At 69.0% G+C, this 20,783-nt stretch carries 15 protein-coding genes and 3 pseudogenes; 14 read left to right on the top strand and 4 right to left on the bottom strand.

What is annotated here, in order from left to right:
- Window positions 1–183 precede the first annotated feature (183 nt).
- From ABZ386_RS09045 to ABZ386_RS09020, 6 genes and pseudogenes are all read left to right on the top strand, one after another.
- Entirely contained in the window at window positions 184–1,497 is a 1,314-nt protein-coding gene (locus ABZ386_RS09045; protein ID WP_358964360.1) for an RICIN domain-containing protein, read from the top strand.
- Window positions 1,498–1,894: 397 nt separating this feature from the next.
- Window positions 1,895–2,107 (top strand): annotated as a pseudogene (locus tag ABZ386_RS09040) (ISAs1 family transposase); the annotation flags it as partial.
- Window positions 2,108–2,598: 491 nt separating this feature from the next.
- Window positions 2,599–3,558: an MBL fold metallo-hydrolase gene (locus ABZ386_RS09035; protein WP_356502916.1), complete on the top strand. Its 960-nt coding sequence runs from the start codon at window positions 2,599–2,601 to the stop codon at window positions 3,556–3,558.
- 23 nt (window positions 3,559–3,581) lie between these two features.
- Window positions 3,582–3,773 (top strand): hypothetical protein, encoded by a 192-nt coding sequence (locus ABZ386_RS09030; protein WP_358964359.1) that lies wholly within the window; start codon window positions 3,582–3,584, stop codon window positions 3,771–3,773.
- A 2-nt stretch (window positions 3,774–3,775) separates the two neighbouring features.
- On the top strand, window positions 3,776–4,084 hold the full coding sequence (locus tag ABZ386_RS09025; RefSeq protein WP_358964357.1) for a fumarylacetoacetate hydrolase family protein: 309 nt from the start codon (window positions 3,776–3,778) through the stop codon (window positions 4,082–4,084).
- Between the two features lie 169 nt (window positions 4,085–4,253).
- A complete protein-coding gene (locus tag ABZ386_RS09020; RefSeq protein ID WP_358964356.1) occupies window positions 4,254–5,462 on the top strand; it encodes an amidohydrolase family protein in 1,209 nt (402 codons plus the stop codon).
- 40 nt (window positions 5,463–5,502) lie between these two features.
- Here ABZ386_RS09020 and ABZ386_RS09015 read toward each other — a convergent pair.
- Window positions 5,503–6,095 (bottom strand): annotated as a pseudogene (locus ABZ386_RS09015) (transposase); the annotation flags it as partial.
- Between the two features lie 138 nt (window positions 6,096–6,233).
- Here ABZ386_RS09015 and ABZ386_RS09010 point away from each other — a divergent pair.
- From ABZ386_RS09010 to ABZ386_RS08995, 4 genes are all read left to right on the top strand, one after another.
- A complete protein-coding gene (locus ABZ386_RS09010) occupies window positions 6,234–7,076 on the top strand; it encodes an SDR family oxidoreductase (protein WP_358964354.1) in 843 nt (280 codons plus the stop codon).
- A 478-nt stretch (window positions 7,077–7,554) separates the two neighbouring features.
- Window positions 7,555–8,325 (top strand): ABC transporter ATP-binding protein, encoded by a 771-nt coding sequence (locus ABZ386_RS09005; RefSeq protein ID WP_358964352.1) that lies wholly within the window; start codon window positions 7,555–7,557, stop codon window positions 8,323–8,325.
- A 48-nt stretch (window positions 8,326–8,373) separates the two neighbouring features.
- Window positions 8,374–10,863, top strand: a complete 2,490-nt coding sequence (locus ABZ386_RS09000) for an FtsX-like permease family protein (RefSeq protein ID WP_358964351.1) — start codon at window positions 8,374–8,376, stop codon at window positions 10,861–10,863.
- Between the two features lie 777 nt (window positions 10,864–11,640).
- On the top strand, window positions 11,641–13,143 hold the full coding sequence (locus ABZ386_RS08995; protein ID WP_358964350.1) for an alpha/beta hydrolase: 1,503 nt from the start codon (window positions 11,641–11,643) through the stop codon (window positions 13,141–13,143).
- 93 nt (window positions 13,144–13,236) lie between these two features.
- Here ABZ386_RS08995 and ABZ386_RS08990 read toward each other — a convergent pair whose 3' ends face one another.
- Window positions 13,237–14,049, bottom strand: coding sequence for a hydantoinase/oxoprolinase N-terminal domain-containing protein (locus tag ABZ386_RS08990; RefSeq protein WP_356503609.1), 813 nt, complete (start codon window positions 14,047–14,049; stop codon window positions 13,237–13,239).
- Window positions 14,050–14,205: 156 nt separating this feature from the next.
- Here ABZ386_RS08990 and ABZ386_RS08985 point away from each other — a divergent pair, with 156 nt between their 5' ends.
- Window positions 14,206–15,501, top strand: a complete 1,296-nt coding sequence (locus ABZ386_RS08985) for a sensor histidine kinase (RefSeq protein ID WP_358964348.1) — start codon at window positions 14,206–14,208, stop codon at window positions 15,499–15,501.
- 266 nt (window positions 15,502–15,767) lie between these two features.
- Here the strand turns inward: ABZ386_RS08985 and ABZ386_RS08980 are convergent.
- Together ABZ386_RS08980 and ABZ386_RS08975 are read right to left on the bottom strand one after the other, a co-directional pair.
- Window positions 15,768–16,062, bottom strand: a pseudogene (locus tag ABZ386_RS08980) (acetyl-CoA C-acyltransferase); the annotation flags it as partial.
- A gap of 164 nt (window positions 16,063–16,226) precedes the next feature.
- Window positions 16,227–16,490 (bottom strand): AAA family ATPase, encoded by a 264-nt coding sequence (locus ABZ386_RS08975; protein WP_358964346.1) that lies wholly within the window; start codon window positions 16,488–16,490, stop codon window positions 16,227–16,229.
- 296 nt (window positions 16,491–16,786) lie between these two features.
- On the opposite strand from ABZ386_RS08975, the gene ABZ386_RS08970 reads away from it, so the two are divergent.
- The 3 genes from ABZ386_RS08970 to ABZ386_RS08960 all read left to right on the top strand — a co-directional run bounded on the left by ABZ386_RS08970 (window position 16,787) and on the right by ABZ386_RS08960 (window position 20,779).
- Window positions 16,787–17,482, top strand: a complete 696-nt coding sequence (locus ABZ386_RS08970) for a TetR/AcrR family transcriptional regulator (RefSeq protein WP_355715713.1) — start codon at window positions 16,787–16,789, stop codon at window positions 17,480–17,482.
- 355 nt (window positions 17,483–17,837) lie between these two features.
- Window positions 17,838–18,884, top strand: a complete 1,047-nt coding sequence (locus ABZ386_RS08965) for a pyridoxal phosphate-dependent aminotransferase (protein WP_356503615.1) — start codon at window positions 17,838–17,840, stop codon at window positions 18,882–18,884.
- 587 nt (window positions 18,885–19,471) lie between these two features.
- Window positions 19,472–20,779, top strand: coding sequence for a sugar ABC transporter substrate-binding protein (locus ABZ386_RS08960; protein ID WP_358964344.1), 1,308 nt, complete (start codon window positions 19,472–19,474; stop codon window positions 20,777–20,779).
- The last annotated feature ends 4 nt before the right edge of the window (window positions 20,780–20,783 follow it).

The following is a 20,783-nucleotide window of genomic DNA, read 5'->3' as shown; positions in this document are numbered from 1 at the left end:
CGCCAAGACCGCGTACCCGTACACCACGGGCCTTCTTCCGGTCGCGCCGCCTCTCGCGGGTGGCACGTCCCGCCGCGCGTCCAGGCGATCCGCCGCCGACCGGACGCACCCGGCAACAGGCCCAGCCGAACGTCAATCGCTGCACCTATCCCTGCACTTGTCCCTGCACCCAAGGAGACTTCCATGACCGTGCGACGACGGACATTCCTCAGCATGAGCGCGGCCGGAGCGGCAGGCATGGGCCTGTCCCTGCTCGGCGCGGGGCAGGCACCCGCCGCCGTCGGGCCGTTGGACACGGCGCCGACCACACCGTTCGCGGTCGGCGTACGCCGGTACAACTGGACCCGCGGCAGCCGCCCGTGCACCACGTACGTCTACTACCCGGCCACCGGCACCGCCGGCGGCAACCCGGTGACGGACGCCCCGGTCGCCAACGGTGTCTTCCCCGTCTACAACTTCACCCACGGCTACGGGAGCAGCCCGCAGAACTCCCTGTTCATCATCCGGGCCCTGGCCTCGGCGGGCTTCATCGTCCCCGCCCCGCACTTCAACCACAACTTCAACGACGTCAACAACGGCAACACCTCCAAGGACGTCTCGCAGATCCTCACCAACACCCTCGCGCTCAACGCGAGCGGACCGCTGGCCGGACACATCAACACCGGCATCGGCGTCGGCGTCTCGGGCCACTCCATGGGCGGCATGGTCACCCACGGTCTGCTGACCTCCTGGCCCGACAGCCGGATCAAGTCCGCCAACCCCCAGTCCTGCGTGGACATGGGCAACCCGTCCGGTTCGGTCTCGGCCAAGGTCCTGTTCGTCCACGGCGACCGGGACTCGACCACGCAGTACTCCTCGGCCCGCCAGGCGTACACGGAGATCACCTGGCCCAAGGCGTTCCTCACCTTCGTCGGCGGCAGCCACACCAGCTTCTGGAGCGACCAGCGCTTCCCGAGGACCGTCGTCGACTGGGCCCGCTGGACCATGTACGGCGACAACGCCGCACGGGACCGCCTCCCGGCCGACGCGTCCGGGTCCAACACCAGGTGGGAAGCCCAACTGGGCGACTCGCCCGGCGGTCCGGGCCCCTACACCCTGCTGGCCCAGCACAGCGGCAAGGCCGCCGAGATCAACGCGGCTTCCACCGCCGCCGGCGCACAGCTCGTCCAGCGGACCCCCAACAGCCGCCCCAACCAGCAGTTCGAGTTCATCGACGCCGGTAACGGCCACGTCCGCGTCAAAGCACTGCACAGTGGCCTGTTCCTCCAGCCCACGGGCACCGCGACCGGCGCGGACGTCGTCCAACAGGCCGGCACCAGTGCCACCAGTCAGCAGTGGCGCGTGGTCGACCACGGCGGTGACGTGATCAGCCTCGTCAACCGGGAGTCCGGCCTGGCGATGGATGTCTGGGAGTACTTGACCGCCGACGGCGCCCGAATCGCCCAGTACACCTACAGCGGCAACCCCAACCAGCGGTTCACCCGCCGCCGCGTCTGACCGGGACCTGTCGGGGCACCGCTCGGGCGGTGCCCCGACAGCGTGCCGACAATCCTTCGCGCACCCATCGGAAAACCCGGGCGACGGAGTTGTCGACGAACAACACCCGGATCAGCAGGACACCGACTCCGGCGGATGCGGCCGGCTGACCCGGACGTAGCCCCGCATCCCGCGCCGCGCCGACCCGAATCTTCCGGCCACTCACAGGAACAGGTCCTCGAGCTCGGCGCTCCAGCGTCCTCGGACGAAGTCCGCCAACAGGCCGCGACCGTGCGCGTCTCGGCCCGCCGTCCACCGCGGTTTCCCTGAACCGTCCCTGAGACACCGTCAGCCCTGCACGAACGTGGCACCCACCACCGCGGCCAGGCCCGCCGACTCCACGCTCTGCCCTGGAAGAGCGAAGAAGTGGTCCGGCGAGACCGTCCACGCCATCACCGACCTGCCCGCCGAGCAGGCAAGAGCAGCCGAGATCGCCTCCTGAGCCCGCGGACACCGGACTGTGGGAAACACCCCCCACCGGGTGCGAGATGCCGTCTCCGGAGAAGACAAACCCCAGGCCAGAACCCGTAACACGCCTGCCGTGCCCGCCGCACGGCATCACCTGATCAAACCGGACGACCCGGATAAACGCCACGGCCGTGCCCCAATTCCGGAGCCGGCGCCACCAGTATTCAGCGGCTGGATTCCCGTATACAGGAAATCGATTTCCCTGATTGCAATCCAGGGGCCAGATTAGTGGGACCGCAATCGGGAGGACGTCTCCGTGCCATCTGCAGCCGCGTCGTCGGCACCCTTCATCCCTTCTCCGGACCGTTCGCCATCGGCACCTTTTCGGCAGCGGGCGAGACCAGGTTCCCGGGCCTCATGGCCCCGGACGGCCAAGGAAATGCTCAACGACGTCGACCGCGGTGTCTTCGTCGCTCCGCCGGTCTGACCCCATGACACCGGGGGCCCGGCGCACTCCCCCACCCTGCCATGGCGCCGAGCCCCCGGCCCGCGTCAACCCACCCAGCTCCCAAGGAATGCCATGCGCTTCGCCACGTACGAACAGCACGGCCGCAGCCGCGTCGCCACCGTGACGGACGACGGACAGGACGGGTCATGACCGACACCCCGGACACGAACTCCGCTCCTCCTCCCACAGCGGACGCGGCGGAACTCCAGGAGTTGCTTCCCGGGATCCACGCCTGGGTGCAGCCGGACGGGACCTGGTGGGTCAACAACGCCGGCGCGGTGGCCGGCGACGACGGGGTCCTGGTGATCGACACCTGTGCCACCGCGGCTCGCACCCGCCGGTTTCTCGACGCCGTGGACACGGCCACCGGCGGGGCGCCCGTCCGGCTGGCGGTGAACACCCATCAGCACGGTGACCACACCTACGGCAACAGCCTCCTCCCCTCCACGACAGTGGTCGTCGGGCACAGCCGGATGCGGGAAGGGCTTCAGGCCGACCCGGTCATCGACGGCTGCCCACCGCTGTGGAGCCCGGTCCCGGACTGGGGGCCGGTGACCCGCAGGCTTCCCGACATCTCGGCCGGCTCCGCACTCACCCTGCACGTGGCAGGTCGGCGGATCGAGCTGCTGCACCCCGGCCGCCCGGCGCACACCACCGGAGATCTGATCGCCTGGCTGCCCGAAGAACGCGTGCTGTTCTCCGGCGATCTGGTGTTCGCCGGACTCACCCCGCTCGTCTTCATGGGCTCCGTGGACGGGGCCCTCGCCGCGGTCGACTGGCTGGAGTCCCTGCAGCCCGACGTCATCGTCCCCGGCCACGGCCCGGTCCTCACCGGCACCGGCATCACCCGGGTCCTGGACGAGCACCGCCGCTATTACCGGCTCATCCTCGACACCGCCCAGGACGGGCTCTCCCGGGATCTGACGCCCCTGCAGGCCGCCCGCCAGGTCGACCTGGGCGAGTTCACGGACTGGGGCGACGCCGAACGGATCGTGCTCAACCTGCACCGCGCCTACGCCGACCATGCCGGCCGGGACCTCGACGTGATCGCCGCCTTCGGGGACGCGGTCGCCTGGCTCGGCCGCCCGATGCACACCTCCGTCTGAAGGGAAGCGCGACTGTGCGGTTCGTGACCTACGCCGACGACGACGGTGATCGGGTCGGCGTCCTCCACGACGACCAGGTCCATCCCCTGGGTCGCGGCGTCACGATGCTCGGCCTCCTGCGCGACGGCACCCTGCGGTCGGCCGGGGAGCAGGCCCTTGTCGCGCCTGCCGCGACTCGGGCGGTCGGCGCCGCACCGCCACCTCGTTCGACCTGACGATGACCGTCGACATCAACGGCGAACGGCTGGGGCAGGACCGCTGGTCGTCCATGGCGTTCTCCTACGCCGACATGATCTCCTACGCCTCCCGCGGCACCGAGATCCGCCCCGGCGACATCCTCGGCTCCGGCACCTGCGGCGGCGGCTGCCTCGCCGAACGGTGGGGTCGCGAAGGCCTGAACGCCCACCGCCCCCTGCACCCCGGCGACGTCGTCACCGTCACCGTCGAACAACTCGGCACCCTGACCACCCGCGTCGTGCCAGGAGTCGAGCCGATTCCCCTCCCACCCGCACGACAGGGCCGGTAGGCCCGGTCTGTGCGGAACGGCGACCCCCGTGGGGTCGCCGTCGCCCGCCTGGCCGAACAGACGGTCGCCACGCCCCCGGACACCCTTCGGCTGTCATCGTGCCGGTCCGGCAGACGTCGTAGCCGTGAAGCCCGAACCAGTACATGTCCAGCATTGCGAGGAGAGTCCCATGAACGAGTTCGTCATCGTCGGTGCGAAGGTGTTCGACGGTGAGAAGAACCTGGGCCAGGTAGACGTGCACGTCGCCGACGGCGTCATCGTCTCGGTGGGCGGGCCGCGTGTCACCGGGGTGGAAGTCGTCGACGCCACCGGCGCAACCCTGCTGCCGGGCCTGATCGACGCACACACCCACACAGACGCCGCGATGCTGCGCCAGGCACTGACCTTCGGTGTCACCACCGAACTCGACATGGGCTCGGTCCCCGCCACCATGATTCCGCTGCGCGCCGAGGTCGAGGCCGACCGGACTTTCGCGGACGTGCGGAGCGCCTCGTTTTCGCTCACCCACCTCGACGGCCACCCTCATCAGTTCCGGAAGGGCCTCAACGATCCGGTCTGGCCGACCGCGACCACCGTGGCGGAGGCGGCCGGGTTCGTCGAGGATCGGATCAGCGAGGGCGCCGACTACATCAAGCTGATAGCCGAGAGTGGCGCGGCGTTCGGCTTCCAGATGCCGCACGTCCCATTGGAGATTCACGCCGCCGTGATCGCCGAGGCGCACGCTCGCGGGAAGATGGTGATGGCGCACGCCATGACGCTGCACGAGACCGAGCAGATGGTCGACGCCGGCGCCGACGGCCTCGCCCATCTGTTCGCCGACACGGCCCACACCCCGGAGATCGTCGACCGCATCGCGAGCGCGAACGTGTTCGTGGTGCCGACTCTGACTCCCCTGGCCTCCATCGTCGGGCTGTCGCACAGCACGGACCTGGCGCAAGATCCCCGTGTTGCGGGAAAGCTCGCGCCGGAATTGCGGGCGCACCTCTCCGACACGTTCGGCGGCTTGCCCGCCTCGCACTTCGACATGGCACTGGCCACGATCGCAGCCCTGCGCGAGGCTGGGGTCGACGTGATCGCAGGCACCGACGCCGCGGCTCTGGTCGTGCGCGGCGTGACCCACGGAGCAAGTCTGCACGGCGAGCTGCAACTGCTCGTACAGGCCGGTTTCAGCCCCACCGAAGCCCTGCGCTCGGCGACTTCACTGGCGGCACGACGGTTCGGCCTCCACGACCGGGGTCGTGTCGAGCAAGGGCTGCGGGCAGATCTCGTCCTGGTCGACGGTGATCCCACCACGACCATCAACGACAGCCTGTCGATTCGCGCTGTCTGGCGACAGGGCACCCGCCTCGCGGCCGCATCCACGCACGGCTCCCGGTGAACCCGCCAGGAGCGACGAGGGCGCAGGGCCATGGAGCTCAGGAGGCGATCTCGGCTGCTCTTGCCTGCTCGGCGGGCAGGTCGGTGATGGCGTGGACGGTCTCGCCGGACCACTTCTTCGCTCCATAGAGACGGCGGCGCTGGATGCGCAGGACTTGGGCGGCGCGCGGGCAGAGCAGGCCGTCGGCGGTGACGATCTGCGCGAGTCGTTGTTCGTGGCGGCCGTGGCCCCGGTCGTCGTCGCGGTGAATCTCGGGGCTCTTCTTCCAGGGCAGAGCGCGGGGTCGGCGGGCCTGGCCGCGCTGGTTGTTCTTGAGGTCAGCAGGTAGTGGGTGCCACGTTCGTGCAGGTAGGTGGCGTGGTCGCGTGGGGCGGGCGGGGCATCGGCGGTGACAACCGTCCCGGCGAGGTCGGCGTCGTCGATCTGATCGAGCAAGGGCGCGAACTCGTGAATGTCGTTGGTCTTCGCGCTGATCTCGCGTGAGGCGAGGGTGATGCCGACGGCCGTGACGGACGGCGGACGGCGGACGGCGGACAGCGGACAGCGGACAGCGGACAGCACGAAAACCCGGCTGCCGTCCGGTCGGCGTGCGCCGCGCAGGCACGTGCCGTCCACCGCGACCGCCCGGCGCCGGCCGTCGACACCTGCGTATACGTACCGGCCCCCGGCGGGCTGCCCGGAAAGCGGCGATCCACCTCGCCATCAAGCTGGAGTTCGCAGGTCAGGGGCTGCCCCGGTGCTACGGTCGGGAAATACCGAGATGGAGCATGAATGACAAAGACAGCGATCGTCACCGGCGGAGCAGGGGGCATGGGGCTCGCGACCGCGAAGATCCTCGGCCGCGATCACCGCGTGGTCATCACCGACGTCAACCGGCAACGCCTCGACGCTGCGGCGGCGGAACTGCGCGACCACGGCGTCGATGCGGCGGCGGTCGCCTGCGACATCACCAGCCGGGCCTCGGTCGAGGCCTTGTTCCAGCAGGCCGACCGCGAAGGCTCCGTGCGGGCGGTCGTGCACACCGCGGGCATCAGCCCGCAGATGGGCACCGCGGACAAGATGATCCGGATCAACGCGCTCGGCACCGTCAACATCACCGAAGCCGCCCTCGCGGTCGCCACCGAGGGATTCGCCCTGGTCAACCTCGCTTCCATCGCCGGGCACATGACGCCGCGGCTGGTCATCCCCAAGCGGATCTTCCGTCTTGCTCTGACCGATCGCGACCGCTTCACGGCGAAGCTCGCCGCTGTCACGAGCCGGGCACCGAAAGGTATGCGACCCGGTCTGGCGTACTCGCTCAGCAAGAACTTCGTCATCTGGTACTCGCAGCAGATCGCCGCCCCGTTCGGCGCGAAAGGCGCCCGCGTGCTGTCCGTCTCGCCCGGCAGCTTCGACACCGCGATGGGGCGGCTCGAGGAGAAGAGCGGCTCGGGCAAGCTCACCGGCTACGCCGCGCTCAAGCGCTACGGTCGCCCCGAAGAGATCGCCGAGCTCCTGGCGTTCTGCGTGGGCGACAAGCCCGGCTACCTCACCGGCGTGGACATCCTCTGTGACGGCGGCACGAAAGCCGGACTCGACCTCAGAGGAATGATCGCCCTGGCACGCGGCGACTGACCGGTCCGGACCAGATGTGAACCTGGCGGGAACCGGTTGAGACAGGTCGCCTTCGACAACCGCCTGCCGAAACCGGACGCCTACGAGCTTTTCGTGCCCGTAGCGTGCCCTTCAGGGCGGACAACCCGATCAACAGCGGTTTCATCAGACCGCCATGTCTGCGGCAGTACAGCGAATCGGCGCAGGTCGGAGCTCAGCGGTGTACCGCCCGCCGGCGTCCACCTCGAAGCCACCGAAGCGCGTACCTTCCTCGCCGGTCTTGCGGCGGCTGCCGGCGGTAGCAACAGCCGCCCCCGGCCACGCGGCGTTTCACAGTTGAACGTTTGACCATCATCCTCGGGTATGACACGGAGCCCTCGGGATCAGTCCGGAGTCGTCCTCCCAGATCGGAACAGCGGCTGACTCCAGGGCGGTTCGGGACCCGGACGATGAATCTCGCCTTCCGCATACCACCGTCGTCCCGACAGGAGCGTCATCCGTGACCACTGCCCCCTTCGCCGACCGAACCACCACCGTGGCCGCGCGCGCCACGGATCTGTCGAAGATCTACGGACAGGGTGAGACCCAGGTGGTCGCCCTGGACCGGGTCTCCGTCGACTTCCGGCAGGCCGAGTTCACCGCGATCATGGGCCCCTCCGGCTCCGGCAAGTCCACGCTGATGCACTGCGTCGCCGGTCTGGACACCTTCTCCTCCGGGTCCGTGCGCATCGGCGAGACCGAGCTGGGCTCCCTGAAGGACAAGCAGCTGACCAAGCTGCGCCGGGACAAGATCGGCTTCATCTTCCAGGCGTTCAACCTGCTGCCGACCCTGACGGCCCTGGAGAACATCACGCTCCCGATGGACATCGCGGGTCGCAAGCCGGACCAGCAGTGGCTGGACACCGTGATCCGGATGGTGGGCCTGGCCGACCGGCTCGGCCACCGGCCCTCCCAGCTCTCCGGCGGCCAGCAGCAGCGCGTCGCCGTGGCCCGCGCCCTGGCCTCCCGGCCCGACATCATCTTCGGCGACGAGCCCACCGGAAACCTCGACTCGCGCTCGGGCGCCGAGGTGCTGGGCTTCCTGCGTAACTCCGTGCGGGAGCTGGGCCAGACGGTGGTGATGGTGACGCACGACCCGGTGGCGGCGGCGTACGCGGACCGGGTGCTGTTCCTGGCGGACGGGCGGCTCGTCGACGAGATGTACGGGCCGACGGCCGCGTCGGTCCTGGACTTCATGAAGCAGTTCGACGGCCAGGCCCGCACCAGCTGACGTTCCCTCACCTCACCGCACCCCGCCCGACTGGACTGAGACATCCCCATGTTCCGTACCGCTGTGCGCAACGTACTCGCGCACAAGACCCGGCTTTTGATGACCGTGCTCGCCGTGATGCTCGGCGTGGCGTTCGTGTCGGGGACCCTGGTCTTCACCAACACCATCTCCGCCGCCTACGAGAAGAGTTCCGCCAAGAGCCTCGACCACGTCGACGTGGCCGTGACGGCCGCGTATTCCGAACTGACCGACGGGCTGCTGGACAAGAGCGCGAAGGTGCCGGGGGCCGCCGGCGCGATCGGCGTCGTCAGCGGCTACACCGTCATGGCCGACAAGGACGGCAGGCCCGTCAGCTCGGCATGGGAGCAACGGGGCGGGAACTACTGGGGCGACAAGGACCCCCGTTACCCGCTGACGGCCGGCACCGCGCCGCACGGCAAGAACGAGGTCGCCATCGACGCCGAGACCGCACGGCGCACCGGTTACCAGGTGGGCGACACCGTCCGTGTCTCGATCGGCGGACCGGTCATGACGCCGAAGATCGCCGGCATCTTCACCACCAACGACGGCGATGTCACGGCCGGGGGCAGCCTGGTGCTCTTCGACACGCCGACCGCGCAGAAGCTGTTCTTCATGACGGGCACGTACAACCGGATCGATGTGCAGGCCGCCCCCGGCACCTCGCAGCACGCGCTGCTGGCCGCGCTGGAAGAGGCGCTCCCGAAGAACCGCGTGGAGTTCAGCACCGGCAAGGCACTTGCCGACGCCCAGGCGCGGCAGGTCGACGGCCGGATGAGCAAGCTGCGTCAGGGGCTGCTGGCCTTCGCCGGCATCTCGCTGTTCGTGGGGACGTTCATCATCGCCAACACCTTCACCATGCTGGTCTCCCAGCGCACCAGGGAACTGGCGCTGTTGCGGGCGGTCGGCGCCTCGCGCGGGCAGGTCACCCGGTCGGTGCTGATCGAGGCGTTCGTGGTCGGCGCGGTCGCCGGCGTCGCCGGTCTGGTCGTCGGTATCGGCATCGGGGCCGTGCTGCGGTCGCTGCTGGGCATGCTGGGCGCGACCGTGCCCGACGGCCCGCTGGTGATCACCCCCGGCACCATCGTCACCGCCCTCGCGGTCGGCATCGTCGTCACCATGGTGGCGGCGTGGCTGCCCGGCCGCCGGGCCGCGAAGATCCCGCCGGTCGCGGCGATGAGCAGCGTGCACGCCAAGGCGACCGTCAAGTCGCTGGTGCTGCGCAACACCCTCGGCGCGCTGTGCACCGGCGCGGGCATCGCCCTGACCGTCGCCGCCACGTCGATGAGCACCAAGAAGGCCCAGAATCCGATGATCCTCGGCGCGGTCCTGCTGATCGTCGGCGTGTTCGTCCTGACCCCGCTGCTGTCCCGCCCGCTGATCGCGGCCGCGGCCCCGGTCCTGCGGGGCTTCGGGGTCGCGGGCAAGCTGGCCCGGCAGAACGCGCTGCGCAATCCGCGCCGTACGGCCGCCACCGCCTCCGCGCTGATGATCGGCCTCACCCTGATCACCGGCATGACGGTGGTGGCGAGCAGCCTGCAGAAGGCGACCCAGGAGAAGGTGACGGCGTCGCTGCGCGCGGACTTCGTCGTGTCGACGTCCGGCAAACTCTCCCCTGACGCCCAGAAGCGACTCGCCCGGGTCGACGGCGTCACCGACCTCAGCCCCCTGCGCGATGCCGATGTGCGCATCGACGGCGAGAGCGGCTCCCTCACCGGCGTCAACGGGGCCTCGCTGCAACACCTCATCGACCTGAAGGTGACCGACGGCACCTTCGAAGTGACCGGTGCGCAGGTCGCCGTGGACACCTCAAGCGCCGAGCAGTACGGCTGGAAGGCCGGTTCGAGCTTCACGGTCGCCTACGAGGACGGCAAGAAGCAGAAGCTGACGGTCGCCGGGATCTACGAGGACACCGACCAGGTCAGCGGCATCCTCGTCGACAACGCCACCCTCACCCCGCACCTGTCCAACCCGACCGCTTCGAGTGTCCTGCTGAAGACGTCCGACAGCGCGTCGAGCGCCATGAAGGACAAGCTGATCAAGGCCCTCGGCACCAACCCGGCGATCGATGTCCAGAGCAGGCAGGACATCGCCGACGTGGACGCGAAGCTGCTCACGCTGATGCTGAACATGCTCTACGGCCTGCTGGCCATGGCGGTGATCGTCGCGGTCCTCGGTGTCGTCAACACGCTGGCCATGTCGGTCGTCGAACGGTCCCAGGAGATCGGCATGCTGCGGGCGGTCGGCCTGGACCGCACGGGCATCAAGCGGATGGTCCGCCTGGAGTCCCTGGTCATCTCTGTCTTCGGCGGAGTGCTGGGCATCGGCCTGGGTGTGTTCTTCGGCTGGGCCGCGGGCGAATTGGGGAAGCAGGACGTGGCAACGTTCGAACTGGTCCTGCCGTGGGGCCGGTTGGCGCTCTTCCTGGCGCTGGCGGCGACGGTCGGCGTCCTGGCGGCGCTGTGGCCGGCCCGGCGGGCGGCCCGGCTGAACATGCTGGAGGCGATCAAGGCCGAGTAGCCGGACAACACCGGACCAGCCGCACTGGACCAGCCGCACGACGCAAGGGCCCCGTTCCCGGGCAGGGAACGGGGCCCTTGTGCCGTTCAGGCGTGCCGGGTACGTCAGGTAGGGACGGCAGGGGCATCCGCACGTGCGGACTCGGGGATCTTCACAGCCAGTACGTGGTCCACGCCGATGCGGTCGCGTCCGCCACGTCCGAAGCCCCGGCCACCCAACGCGCGGGTCAGGCGCCACAACCGGGTTCTCCCGCGCCGGGCACAGGACCCACGCCCCCGCGGGGCCGCACCGTGCGTGCGCGGTCGGCCCGGACGCTCAGGACCAGCTGTGCCCCGGGTCGGCGCGACCGGCAGGAGGGAACCGCACTCTCTGCGAGTCCGGTTGCCGCTGCAAGCACCGATGTGGTGACGAGCGAGGGACCGGTCCCCGCTCTCGGCAGGACGTGGCGGGCGACCCGCGTCGGCCTGACGTCAACGTCGACATCACCTTCGCCGGCGACTCCGACCGGCTCGAACTCGTAGTGAGTCACCGAGCCGGACACACTCGCCCCGGCGACGCGGACAAGCCCCTGACCGACGAGGAATCCCTCGCGGAGTCGGACCACTTGAGCAAGACGTCGCCGAGCCGGCCGCGGCTGTGCGACCGAAGGATGATCTGGCATCCCCGCCCGTCAGCTCACAGGCGTACGGACTTTGCCCGCTCGATGGATTCGCCCAACTCCTGTCCACGAGAAGGTAAATGCGTCCCACATGCACCAACCCTTGAGGACCTTCCCCAGTGCGAAGCAGTCGAATAGCCCCCTTCCTGGCAGTCAGTGCCCTCGCCGCGCTGGTTCCCGGACTCCCGGCTACGGCATCCGCCGCAGGCAATCCCCTCGGCCAGTACCTCCAGCAGAAGCCGGCCTGGCACCGTTGCGACAGTTCGAAGCCGGCGGCCTACCAGTGCGCCACGATCAAGGTGCCGCTCGACTACAGCCGCCCCGGCGGCAAGAAGATCGATCTCGCGATTTCGAGGTGGAAGACGAGCGGCAGGAGCGAGCGTCGCGGTGTGCTCCTGCTCAACCCGGGCGGCCCGGGCACTCCGGGCCTGGACATGCCGGAGGTGCTGGCGAGCGAGTTGCTGCCGAACTCCGTGAAGCGCATGTACGACCTCGTAGGCTTCGACCCGCGCGGCATCGGCCAGAGCTCTCCCGTCGACTGCGGTCTGACGACGGGGGAACAGAACTGGGAACGGGCATACAAGGCCGCAACGTTCGCCAAGGACGTGAAGTGGGCCCGCACCTTCGCCGAGAAGTGCTACGCCAAGCAGGGCGACACGCTGCGCCACATCACCACCCGCAACACCGCCCGGGACATGGACGTGATCCGCGCCGTGCTCGGCGAGAAGAAGATCTCCTACCTCGGGCTCTCGTACGGCACCTACCTGGGCGCGGTCTACACGCAGATGTTCCCCCAGCACGCCGACCGCTTCGTGCTGGACAGCGCCGTCGACCCGGCCCGGCTCTGGCGCGGCGTGATCCAGCTCTGGGCGCAGGACAGCGAGCCCGCCTTCACCAGGTGGACCGAGTGGACCGCCAAGCGGAACTCCACGTACAAGCTGGGGAAGACCCCCCAGGCGGTCCGCAAGACCTTCTACGACCTGGTCGCCCGCGCCGACCGCGAGCCGGTCGACTTCGACGGGACCGAGCTGACCGGTGCCGGCATCCGCGCCGAGAGCCGCAGCGCGTTCTACAGCCCGCGCGAAGCCGCCGAGTTGGTCGTCGAGATGAAGAAGGCCGCCGAGGGCAAGAGCCCGTCCGGTGACCGCGAGACCAGGACGCTCACGTCGCCTGCGCCGTCACTCGGCGGCACCGTGCCCGAGGACAACGAGGTCACCGGCTTCTGGAGCGTCGCCTGTGCCGACGCCCGCAACTGGCCGCGCGATCCCGAGCGGTACCGCAGCGACGCGATCCGGGACAAGGGCAAGTACCCGCTGTACGGGGACATCGCGTCCAACATCAAGCCGTGCGCGTTCTGGAAGACGACCGGCAGCGAGCCCCCCACCAAGATCGACAACAAGGTCGGCGCGCTGATCCTGCAGAACCAGTGGGATTCCCAGACTCCGTTGGCCGGCGCTCAGGGCCTGCGCCGCGTGATGAAGGGGTCCAAGATGGTGACGGTCACCGGAGGCGTCGGACACGGCGTCTACGGTTTCAAGTCGTGCGCGGACAAGACGGCCACGGCCTACCTGACCACCGGCAAGCTGCCGGCGAAGGACGTGACCTGCAAGACCACTCCGTAACGCGCGGGTGGGGCGCGCGACTCGGCGCCGTGCCACCGGCAACGCGGCTGGCAAGGGCCGGCCACGAGCGGCTGAACCCTTTGGACGTCGGAATCAGGATGGCACCAGAACCAGCTCGGTCGACCGCCGTGCGCGGTGCCATCCTGGTGAACCGAACAGGTGGGCCGAGCCGTGGGCGCGTTTGAAGTAGCGGTGGGCATCGTGCTCCCAGTGATGCCGATACCGCCGTGCAGCTAGATCATTTCGCCCGCCACCGCCGAGAATGCCTCCGAGCAGGCGGACTTGGCTCCGGCCGCGCGACAGCTCAGTTCCGGCGAGCTCTCTGCGGCCGGGAAGGCGGCGCCCAAAGCCGCCGAGCGCGCCGCCTCCACCAGGACGTGCGCGCCTGCCATGCGGTGCCGAGACGTGGATCAGGGTGACGGTGAAGTGCTCGACGCGCTCGTCGACGAACACCGGCCGGAAGACCAGCAGGTCGTTGGTGTGGATGCCGCCGCTGTAGGCGTCGTCGGTCATGAAGACGTCGCCCGGGCGCATGGAGGTCGGTGGGAAGTCCTCAAGGACGTACGCAGGGCCACCGACAGGGCCAAGGCAGACGGCGACCGCGTCGACTCCGGCGGCGCCGATCCGCTCGGCGACCTGCCGCACGCCACTCTCGTCGAGGGGGACGAGCGAACCGCCTTGGTGGTCGATCCGCTCCGCTACGTCGAAGCAGTCGGCCGACGCGTACCGGCCGAGCGGCAGCATGCTGCGGAACCCGCGGGTCGTCACATGGGCGACGCGGACGCCCTTGCGCTCCGGGATGGCGTTGGTGGCGAGGGTGGTGGCGTGCACGACCCTGGTGACCGCGCCGGGCGCCACCCCGGCGTCGGACAGCGCCGACCGGACACCGCGGAGCTTGCCCTCCATGGGGTCGCCACCCGTATGGGAAGACGTGCGACCCCGATCTCTCCGGTGGGCTCGGGCGGCTGCATCGGCCGAACAGCCAGGCTTCACGGCGGCCGAGCCCCCTTCTTGGCCATTCGGCTGATACCGGTAGCAGCGCGGCTGCTTACTGTGATCCGCGTGAACCTCACGACGAACGTCAAGGACTCCGCAAGTGGCGGCACCGGACGGCCGGTGCGTCCGGCGAAGCCCGGCTGCGTACGCACCGGTGCCGTCGTGGTCCTCTCCCTGGCATGCGGGGCCGATTTCCCCGTGCTGGCTGCTGGGGAGCAAGCCGGTAACCTCTGGCCGCACCTGTTCGCTCTGCTGGTCGGGCTCGCGGCATTGCTGTGGCCCCAGCGCCGCCGACCGGCCTGGCTCACGCCGCAGGTACGAACCGGCGTACCCGCCCTCGTCGCCGGCGCGAACGTTCTGTTCCTGACCGTGGCCGGACAGACGGGCGGCTTCGGTCCCGGCCAGGCCACCGTGCTGCTGTGCCTGCTGATGACCGCGGTCCGCACCTGTCCGCCCGTTTGGGCGCTGGTCTGCGGCCTGCTCGACGGCGTCGTGCTGCTCGCGCTCCCGGTGCCGTACTACACCGTCGATCCGGACGCCGGCGGCCCCGTCCTCGGCTCAATCGCTGTGCTTCTGCTGCTGGCCGGCTGCACGGCGGGCACGGCCGCCTACCTCCGCACCATGGACCACCGCCGCGCCCAGGCCATCACCGACACCCGCCGCGCCGAGCGGCTCGCCATGGCCGCCGACCTGCACGACTTCGTGGCCCACCACGTCACCGGGATCCTGGTGCAGACGCGGGTCGCACGAATGATGGCCACCACCGAACCCGAGAGCCTCGACCCGGTGCTCGCGAGCATCGAGGACGCCGCGACCCACGCGCTGGCGTCGATGCGTCGCACGGTCGGCGTACTGCGCGACCACGACGACCCGGCCGAGTTCACCGACCAGCGCCCGCCCAGTGACCTGGCGGCTCTCACCGACCTGGTCGACCAATTCGACGGAATCGGCGGCGCCGACGGACACCGGGCCGTGCTGCACCGCGACCCCTCGGTCCCGGACAACCTGCCGCACGACATCGAGGCCGCCGCCTTCCGCGTCGTACAGGAGGCCCTGACCAACGTCCGCCGACACGCCGCCGACGCCACCGAGGTCACCGTCGCCCTGCGCCACGCCGACGGCGAGTTGGAAGTCTCCGTACGCGACAACGGCCGCGGCGGCGCCAGCCTCCCCGAGGCGGCCCGGGGCGGTGGCTTCGGACTCGTCGGCCTCAACGAACGCGTCACCGCGCTCGGCGGCCGTATCCAGGCCCGCCCACGCGAGAACGTCCACGGCTGGGAGGTCGTCGCCGTACTCCCGGCCGCCCGCGCCGACACCGGGCAGAACCTCCGGCCCGTGTCGCGGGCGCGACATGATCAGTGAAGCCCTCAGCGGGGTCAGGCCGAGAGCTTGCAGTGAACACCGGTCTCGCCGAACAGTGAGTGCCCTGTGCGGCGGCAGATGACGGCACTCAGCAGTCACTCGGAAACCCGATCCCACCTGCGGCGATGCCCCACGCGTTCCCGAATTCAGGGAAGGGCGTTCCCAGGGCTGACCGAGCGGAGCCGCTGACCTGTGGCTGAGCAGGCATCCGCAAGACCCGTCGACGGCGGGGCAACGGCCGTGTGACGAGAGCTCGGCGGGGGCGTTCACCCGCGTCCGGGCGCGCGCAGGAGGACGGCGTCCCCCTGCCCGCCGCCTCCCGAGAGGGTGGCCACACCGATGCCTCCGCCGCGTCGGCGCAGCTCCAGGGCGAGCGTCAGGACCATGCGGGCACCGGTCATGCCGATGGGGAGCCCGAGGGCGAGGCCACCGCCGGTGACGTTGACCCGGTCGGGTCCGACCGCAAGCTCGCTCATGGACGCGAGGACCACACCGGCGAACGCCGGTGACCCTGTAGGCCCCTGACTCGGCGAGCCAGTCGGGTCCGAGGACCGGTGCCCTGACGGATGCCGAGCTCGCGGCCGTCGCCGACACCTACGCGATGTTCGAGTCCGTGGCGGTGGCGCCCGGGACCGACGTCCCGGTGGCCGTCGGCGTCCCCCGCAGCAACCCTGACTCCGCCGCAACCCTGCGCATGCCTTCGGCGGCGCCCTCGTCGAGCCGAGTCAGCCATGGGGCCAGGCGGAAGGTGGACCCACGGGCGACGAGGGTGAAGTGTTCCACCGGGATGGCCGAGGCCAGGTTCGGCTTGGGTGGTGAGGATGACCTGGACCGGCGGTGTCCCCAGCCGTTGTGGCGGTCTCGGCGCGTTCCCGCAGAAGGTCCGTGATGCGGGTCTGCAGCTGCGGGTGGAGGTGGGCTTCGGGTTCCTCGATCAGCAGCAGGGGCGCGAAGGCGCTGTTGCCGAGCAGGAGCAGTTCGGCCGCCATGAACAGGGCACTGTTGTAGCCCCCGATCTCGGCCCCGAGGGAAGCATCCCGCCCGTCGAACGCCCACTGCGCACGTAGGCGTGCTCGGCGAGGAGAGCGCGGTCCGGTCTCCACCACCGACGGGCTGATCAGTGCGGAGCCGGGCACGGGCCGCTGGAACCAGCCCACCAACATTCCAAAATTCAGAGGGCCGTCTCAGCTCCGATGAGACAATGACCGCCCGCGTCATGGAGCCTGGGCATCAGCCAGCTGCGCCAGTCAGGCACGTCACCGCCACAGGGCCAGACCCCGAGCGCTTGAGCGCCCCGGAAGGACGTGACTATCGTTTTGTCAGAGTTGAGACGACGCTCTCTCTGACCACGCATCCCGGGAGGCTCCCCCTGACGGTCAAGAACGAGGAACAGGGTGCTGGGCGCAGTCCGCGCCGCGACGCCGTCCGCAACCGGCGCAAGCTCCTGGAGGCCGCCGGCGAAACTCTCAGGACAGAGCCCAGTGCGGCGACGATGGCAGCCATCGCGGAGCGAGCCAACCTGTCGCTGGCCACGGCCTACCGGTACTTCCCCTCAGTCGAAGAGCTCCTCAAGGCCTATCTGCTGGGCGTTATCGTCCAGCTGCGCAACTACAGCCATGATTGCCCCAAGACCGGACCGGACCTGTTCGAGGAGGTGGTCCAGGAATGGGCTCGCCTGGTCCGCAGCTACGGCCCCGCCATGGTCCAGATCCGGTCGCGCACGGGGTTCCTCACCCGCCTGCGCAACAACGACGAGGTGATCACTCCGGTCCGGGACGCCTGGGAACGCCCCATCCGCAGCGTGATGCGGCACCTGGACGTACCGGATCAACATTTCGATCATGCGCTCTTTCTGTACAACGCGATGTTCGACCCGCGGGAGATCTTGGACCTGGTCAGCACCGGCCTCACGGAGGAGACGGCGATCCGCCGCATGACGGCGGCCTACTACGGCGCTCTCCAGGGCTGGGCCCGCGCCTGAAGCAGGCAGTCGGCAGCTGATGAGCGGCGGCTCCGGACGGCGGGGCCGCCGCTCGAGCATTCCAGAGACCAACCGCCACCTGACGACCTTCCGGTGCTCTTCGAGCGTGCCCTCGAACGACGTCGCTCGCGCACGTGCGGCCACCCACGCGCGCCACATCCGCCGCGCCTCGACCCTTGAACCGCTCATCGCGATGTGAGAATCTCATCGCACTTTATTTCCTTCGTGACGCCATGGAGATCGGATGAGCGCCCTCCCTCGCCCAACGGCCGCCCCCCTTCCGGAACGCATCAGGGCAGCGTCGAGGCGGCCGAAGTCGCTAGGCGGCGCGGTGCCGGGTGCCATCTCCCTGGCCATGGGCGAACCCGACAGCGACACCCCGACGCCAGTGGTGGAGGCGGCTGTCCGGGCATTGCGCGCCGGCCGCACTCGCTACTCGCGGATCACCGGGTCACCGGATCTCCGTCAGCAGGTCGCCTCCCACCTGGCACAATCCCACGACCACGCGCTCGATCCCACGAATGTCGTCATCACTCACGGCGGCAGCGCCGGACTCGCGGCCACCATCCTCACTCTGCTGAACCCCGGTGATCGGGCGGTGCTCCCCGAGCCGACCTACTCCTTGTACGCCGACCATGTGGCGATGGCAGGGGCCGAGGCCGAGTGGATCTCCACTCGACCCGACGGCTCCCTCGACCTTCAGGCACTCGCGGAGGCCGCCTCGGGGGCCCGCATGCTCATCCTGTGCAATCCCGTGAACCCGACCGGAATGGTGTTCTCGAGGTCCGACATCGAAGGAATCGGTGACATCCTCCGCGATCACCCCGACCTCTACCTGTTGTCGGACGAGGCTTACAGCGACATCGTCTTCGACGGCATCGCGTTCACGTCGGCATTGACACTGGCCTCCGTACGCGACCGCGTAGTACTTGTCGGCACGTTCTCCAAGTCGTACGCGATGACGGGCTGGCGAATCGGTTTCGTCTGCGCCGCCGCCGATGTCGCCGAGAGAATCAACCTTGTTCACCGCACCATAAACGGGCCCCTGAACACCTTCGTCCAGGACGCAGCCGTCGAGGCACTACGCGTCTCCGACAGTGAACTGTGCGCGCTCTCGGCGAGTTACCAGTGCCGCCGCGATCTGGTGATGCGACACCTCGACAGTCTCGACACCGTAAGCGTCGTGCGGCCCCTCGGAGCGTTCTACGCCTTCCCACGTGTCGACAGCGCACTGTCTTCGGCCGAGCTCGTACAGCGCCTCGCCGACGGGGGCGTGCTCGTACGCGCCGGATCCGAGTTCGGCCCTTCAGGCGAAGGTCACATTCGCCTGTCCTTCGCCACGGACGAAGCCTCTCTCGAAGAGGGACTGCGCCGCTTCGGGCGCGTCATCAAGGCGCTTTAGCTCCGGTGCGCCGCAACGATCGAACAGCACATGAAATGCGCGGACAATATCCCGTAACCTGTCGGCAAAATTTCACAGAGCCCGGAATCCGTCAGGCTGTCAGCACGGTGCTGCGCGGCCTGATACCTGCAGTCATGCATCGACTCGGCCGGTAGCCGCGACACATATGCGACCTTGAAGTCTCGAACACGTCACAGAGGCTTCGACAGGCTTGACACCGGCACCTCCGTCTCCCGATGGCGCGCCCCTTGTCATAAGCCATCGAGAAGGTATTGACAGGCGACTCACGGAGCCCCATAGTCGACGCAACTGAGATGAGCTTCGCATTTCAAGCGAACCGCTCGGTCGAACCCAAGCGCTCTCCACCTCGGACCCCGCCCCACACGGCCACCGCATCGCGCCAGCCATAGTGGGCCGACGAGAGGTCGGCGCACACATCAACTGAGATTTGAATCGCACATACACGTGGCGGTGTCGTGCGCAGGAGCGCCCGATGGCGGGTGCTCTCAACGGCTCCGTGCACGACACGCCGCTCACAGATCAACCGGCAGGCTCCGCAGGGCGGACGGCCGGCGGAAGGAGTTTCCATGGCTTCACGGTGGGTGAAGGGGACTGGGGTCATACTGGCCGTTGCCTCGCTCGTCACGCTCAGTGCCTGTAGCGGTTCCGGCGACTCGGGCGAGTCGGGCGCCGACGGCAAGCCGGTGACGCTGGAGTTCTGGGGATCGGCGGTCGGCTACGACAAGCCCGTAGCGCTGTGGAACAAGTCGCACCCTGACATCAAGGTCAAGTACACCCAGATCCCCGCGGGCAGCATCGGCGGCTACGCCAAGATGCAGAACGCCGTGAAGGCCGGCAACGCACCCTGTCTCGGGCAGGTGGGGTACGACACCCTGTCGAACTTCATCGCCACCGGCGCGCTGGAGGACATCTCCAAGTACGCCGAGGCCAGCAAGGGCAAGTTCGTGCCGTGGACCTGGCAGATGTCCAGCGTCGGCGACCGCGTGTTCGGTGTCCCGGTCGACGCCGGCCCGATGGCGCTGTTCTACCGGTCCGATCTCTTCAAGAAGTACAAGATCTCGCCGCCGAAGACCTGGGACGACTTCGCTTCGGCCGCGCAGAAGGTGCACGCCGCCAACCCCTCGGCCTACCTGACGACCACGCCGCAGGACGCCTATGACCTGGGGGCGCTGACCTGGCAGGCCGGAGGCAAGTGGTTCGGTACGGCGAACGACCGGTGGCAGGTGACCATCGACAACCCGCAGACGAGGAAGGTGGCGCAGTACTGGCAGGGCCTGCTGGACAAGAAGCTGGTCACCAGCGAGCCGATGCTGGACACCGCCTGGTTCAAGAAGGTGCAGGACGGGCAGCTGCTGTCGCTGGTCAGCGCCGTGTGGGCGGCACCGCTGGTCTCCCAGAACCTGCCTGAGCTGTCCGGCAAGTGGGCCGTGGCGCCGATGCCGCAGTGGATCGAGGGACAGAACGCGGCCGGCAACCGCGGCGGCTCGGCGACCGTAGTGCTCAAGGGATGCGAGCACCCGAAGGAAGCCACAGAATTCGCCACCTGGATGAGCACCGACACCGACAGCGTCACGAGCCTGATCAAGAACACGGGTATCTACCCGGCCGCGACGAGCGGACAGCAGCTGCCCGCCGTGAACCAGCCGTCGGCCTACTTCGGCGGGCAGAACATCTATGACGTCTTCAAGACGGCGGCCGCGAACACGAGCACCGGCTGGGTCTGGGGCCCGACGATGACCCAGGTCCAGTCCGACATGAAGGACGGGCTCAAGAAGGCCGGAGCCGGGCAGGGCACGATCCCGAAGGCCGTGACCTCGGTCCAGGCCAGCACCGTCGCCGCCATGAAGAACCAGGGGCTGAGCGTCGGGAACTGATGCG

The sequence above is a fragment of the Streptomyces sp. NPDC006140 genome, from assembly GCF_040628815.1.
GTDB lineage: Bacteria > Actinomycetota > Actinomycetes > Streptomycetales > Streptomycetaceae > Streptomyces.
Note: the sequence above shows the minus strand (reverse complement) of the source record. Positions and strands in the feature narration are given on the sequence as shown.

What these genes read in the sequence shown, in the direction of transcription:
- ABZ386_RS09020 (WP_358964356.1), top strand. Translation starts at nt 4,254, where the DNA reads ATGAACGAGTTCGTCATCGTCGGTGCGAAGGTGTTCGACGGTGAGAAG.
- ABZ386_RS08965 (WP_356503615.1), top strand. Translation starts at nt 17,838, where the DNA reads ATGGGCGAACCCGACAGCGACACCCCGACGCCAGTGGTGGAGGCGGCT.
- ABZ386_RS09010 (WP_358964354.1), top strand. Translation starts at nt 6,234, where the DNA reads ATGACAAAGACAGCGATCGTCACCGGCGGAGCAGGGGGCATGGGGCTC.
- ABZ386_RS08990 (WP_356503609.1), bottom strand. Translation starts at nt 14,049, where the DNA reads ATGGAGGGCAAGCTCCGCGGTGTCCGGTCGGCGCTGTCCGACGCCGGG.
- ABZ386_RS09045 (WP_358964360.1), top strand. Translation starts at nt 184, where the DNA reads ATGACCGTGCGACGACGGACATTCCTCAGCATGAGCGCGGCCGGAGCG.
- ABZ386_RS08960 (WP_358964344.1), top strand. Translation starts at nt 19,472, where the DNA reads ATGGCTTCACGGTGGGTGAAGGGGACTGGGGTCATACTGGCCGTTGCC.
- ABZ386_RS09035 (WP_356502916.1), top strand. Translation starts at nt 2,599, where the DNA reads ATGACCGACACCCCGGACACGAACTCCGCTCCTCCTCCCACAGCGGAC.
- ABZ386_RS09025 (WP_358964357.1), top strand. Translation starts at nt 3,776, where the DNA reads ATGACCGTCGACATCAACGGCGAACGGCTGGGGCAGGACCGCTGGTCG.
- ABZ386_RS09000 (WP_358964351.1), top strand. Translation starts at nt 8,374, where the DNA reads ATGTTCCGTACCGCTGTGCGCAACGTACTCGCGCACAAGACCCGGCTT.
- ABZ386_RS08975 (WP_358964346.1), bottom strand. Translation starts at nt 16,490, where the DNA reads ATGGCGGCCGAACTGCTCCTGCTCGGCAACAGCGCCTTCGCGCCCCTG.